The following is a 3,234-nucleotide window of genomic DNA, read 5'->3' on the forward strand; positions in this document are numbered from 1 at the left end:
CCCAGCCAAATATCCGTTCAGGTTCAAGCAATAATGCTTATCCGAACGGCATTACACAAATGAAACCTATTTTTTCATTGATAAAGTGACTATCTGTAGCCCTTGATTTATCAAGAGGTAAGGTCATATTTGTTGGTTATATTCTTTATAAATAAAATCCACATATTGACAAAAGGTTAAATTTGCTAAATAAAACGATGTTTTTTAATGTTGGAGTGACGTCAGGTTTATCTAACTAATTGAAAAATAAAGCATAACAAACATTGTGTTTGTTCTATTGTAGTATTTATTTCGGTGTTTGTTGAAAGCAAAGCAGTACGCTGATTCTAATCATGACAAGGAGAGTTGGATGTTAAACCGAGCAAACACAGGTTTGGTGGTTGTGGACTTGGATGAGGCTTTGAGTGGGATGAGATATTGCATGTTTGCATTTTAGGAGGAATAAACGGGGAGATGTTAGCACCAGCCCCCGTATTTACAGTCAATATGACGGTATTCTATGCTCAGTCCTTGAGCACCAGCGAAAGTATTGAATGTCAGGTAGAAGCTTCCAAGACCAAACTTTTGGTGTCGTCAGTTGGTTCGTGGACAAATAACGACGAGTTAAGCTTTGCAGTAAACGCGTGCTTCTCGTGGTGTATAAATACCAAAAGTCACGGCTGCTAGTAAACCATTCACGAATGTCTCTTGAACTTCAACTTTAGCAACGTTGTCGATACCGTTACATACTTTAGCTGCATCAATTTGCTTTTTCTGCGCTAGACCGTTGATGAAAAAGTGGTGTGACTTTTCAGTTGTTGGTGCTGTTGCTTCGCTCTCTTGAGGGGCCATTACGAAAGTTTGTTGAGCGCAACCTGTTGCTACAAGTGATAGTGCCGCGATGATCATTAATTTTTTCATGTGTATCTCCAGAGATAAAATTCAACTCACGTTAGTTAGGGTGAACGTGAGTTGTCTGCTTTGAAGGAGATATCTAGCTCCCCTTCGGTTGATGTTGAACATTATTCCAGAGATGATTGATCGTTACTGTATGGGTTTGTCAGTCGAACCGTTACATAGTGGAAAGGTTATAGTGAATACGGCGCCCTTTAAAGTGTTGCTTTGTGCAACTTGCACTGTTGCACCGTGTTGAACACAGATCTTACTAACGATAGAAAGCCCTAGACCATGGCCACTCTTGGCTTTGTTACGTGCTTTATCTCCAACATAAAAAGGTTCGAATAGGCGAGCCCGGTGATCTTTTGCTACGCCATCGCCATCGTCATGTACGGCGATTTTCAGCTTGTTTTGGTAGACGGTTGCTTCAATCGAAATTTGTGAGCGTGCGAATTTCATCGCGTTACGTACTAGGTTATCTAACGCGCGATTGAGCAGCGTATCATCCGCTAATATCAAATGAGGTTGTTCTGGTAGTGATAGATCAATACTAAACTCAGTCTCTTTGTTCCAACGGCTCATTGCGTGATCGAGAAAGTCTCTTATCTCTAATGGCTGTAGTAAGTTATCTAGATCACAACTGTCGAGTTTTGCGTAATATAGTAGCTCATCGACCATTTTTTCCATCTCTTCTGTGTCTTCAACAATGCTCTCGATAGTATCTTGCTGCCCCTCGTTGAGTAGCGTGTCTTTGAGCATTTCAGCCTGCCATTGAATTCTGAATATTGGAGTTCGCAGTTCATGAGCTACCGCATTGGTAAGTGAACGATTACTCTCGATTAAGCTATGGATTCGGTCGGCCATCAGATTAAAGGATTTATTCAGAGTTCCAATTGCACTGCCGCCTGATGTTTCAGCTCGTGAAGAGAGGTCGCTTTCAGAGAAGCGTAATGTTGCATTTTCAAGCTTCTTAACTCTGCGGAAAATAATCAACAGATGACCCAGGCCATATACGATGAAGCTCGCGATAAAGAATACCCAAATAAGGTCATCTTCGAGCTCTATTTTTTGTCGAACGAGCGTGTCGTCGTTGGGCTGGTAATGGTAGATGTTTTCACTGTTAGCTAAGCGAAACCATAACTCCCGATAGTCGTCGTGAAAAATAAACACGTTGGGGTTAGCAGTAAAGAATTCAGAAACTGGAGTCGGTACTTCATCATTCGATTTGAATGTGACGAGGGTATTGCGGGAGGTGTCAACAAACTGGTTTATGGCTTGATGGGCGGCTTCGAGACCCTGATTATTCGCTATGTTTTCTAGGAGCTGTTGATGGGCCGTTGCTTCGTAATCTTGCAATATATATTCATAGTCGGTATTGAGCTGATAGACACAAATTTCGTAGGCTAGAAGACCAACAATAAAGCAAGTTAACAGCCCTAGTAGGGACTCCAAATAGATACGTCGCATAATCGCTCTCTTTCATTGCGCCCGTACTGAGCGCGGTTAATGCCAGGCGGTCGAAACAAATAAGTAGCCTTTCCCGCGAATGGTCTGAATTTTTTCTGCTGGTGTTTTGTCATCGCCAAGTATCTTACGTAAACGCACCACTTTGTTGTCAATCGTTCGGTCGATCCCGTCGTACTCGATCCCACGCAGCGTTTGAGTTAAATAATCACGTGACAGCGGAGTATCAGGGTTGGATGCTAACAGCCAAAGTAGATCAAATTCACTGTCTGTCAGTGATAAGACCACATCTGAAAGCTCGCACTTTTTATAGGTATTTTTCAGCGTAAGTTGACCAAACTGAAGGCTACTTGAATCATCAACCAGAGGTGTATTGGTTTCTTGACGGCGTAATAGCGAGCGGACCCTTGCCAGCAGAACTCGTGGTTTTATTGGCTTAGTGACATAATCATCGGCCCCTGTCTCTAAACCAGCAACGTGATCAAAATCGTCATCGCTGGCGGTGAGCATTAAGATTTTACCTTTGAAGTGTGTACGTGTCTGTCGGCAGATTGTAAGCCCATCGGTTACAGGAAGCATTAAATCCAACAGCACGATATCAGGTTGATCGTCAAGGATGGTTTGCACAGCATCACTGCCATCGTCTAACGCGGTGACCTCAAAGTCTTGTGCTACAAAGTAATCCTTTAGCATTTGCTGAAGTTTTAAATCGTCTTCAACGATGATCATTTTAGGTTTTGTCATTCCGTTATCAGCCTTGTTGTGCGTTTAATTTGTTGAAATTACGTGAGTGCGTTTAATTTTGGCGGCTCCTGCTGTTGCATATTAATCACAAATGCGTGGCTTTGTTGCGTAATTAAATTTAAAGATAGAACAACCCCGTTTCGCGTATTT

Annotated in this window: 3 protein-coding genes; all 3 read right to left on the reverse strand. The window is 42.3% G+C overall.

All coding sequences use genetic code 11. The features are described 5' to 3' along the window. Nucleotides 1-603: 603 nt before the first annotated feature. Nucleotides 604-900, reverse strand: coding sequence for a Bor family protein (locus AB6D07_RS22710; protein WP_017097222.1), 297 nt, complete (start codon nucleotides 898-900; stop codon nucleotides 604-606). Between the two features lie 123 nt (nucleotides 901-1,023). After that, the gene (locus AB6D07_RS22715) at nucleotides 1,024-2,343 is read right to left on the reverse strand and encodes an ATP-binding protein (protein WP_017102253.1); all 1,320 of its coding nucleotides are present in this window, start codon (nucleotides 2,341-2,343) and stop codon (nucleotides 1,024-1,026) included. Between the two features lie 36 nt (nucleotides 2,344-2,379). Next, nucleotides 2,380-3,084, reverse strand: coding sequence for a response regulator (locus AB6D07_RS22720; RefSeq protein ID WP_017102254.1), 705 nt, complete (start codon nucleotides 3,082-3,084; stop codon nucleotides 2,380-2,382). Nucleotides 3,085-3,234 lie beyond the last annotated feature (150 nt).

Source organism: Vibrio sp. 10N.239.312.C11 (genome assembly GCF_041466065.1).
Taxonomy (GTDB): Bacteria; Pseudomonadota; Gammaproteobacteria; order Enterobacterales; family Vibrionaceae; genus Vibrio; species Vibrio tasmaniensis_A.

What these genes read in the sequence shown, in the direction of transcription:
- AB6D07_RS22710 (WP_017097222.1), bottom strand. Translation starts at nt 900, where the DNA reads ATGAAAAAATTAATGATCATCGCGGCACTATCACTTGTAGCAACAGGT.
- AB6D07_RS22720 (WP_017102254.1), bottom strand. Translation starts at nt 3,084, where the DNA reads ATGACAAAACCTAAAATGATCATCGTTGAAGACGATTTAAAACTTCAG.
- AB6D07_RS22715 (WP_017102253.1), bottom strand. Translation starts at nt 2,343, where the DNA reads ATGCGACGTATCTATTTGGAGTCCCTACTAGGGCTGTTAACTTGCTTT.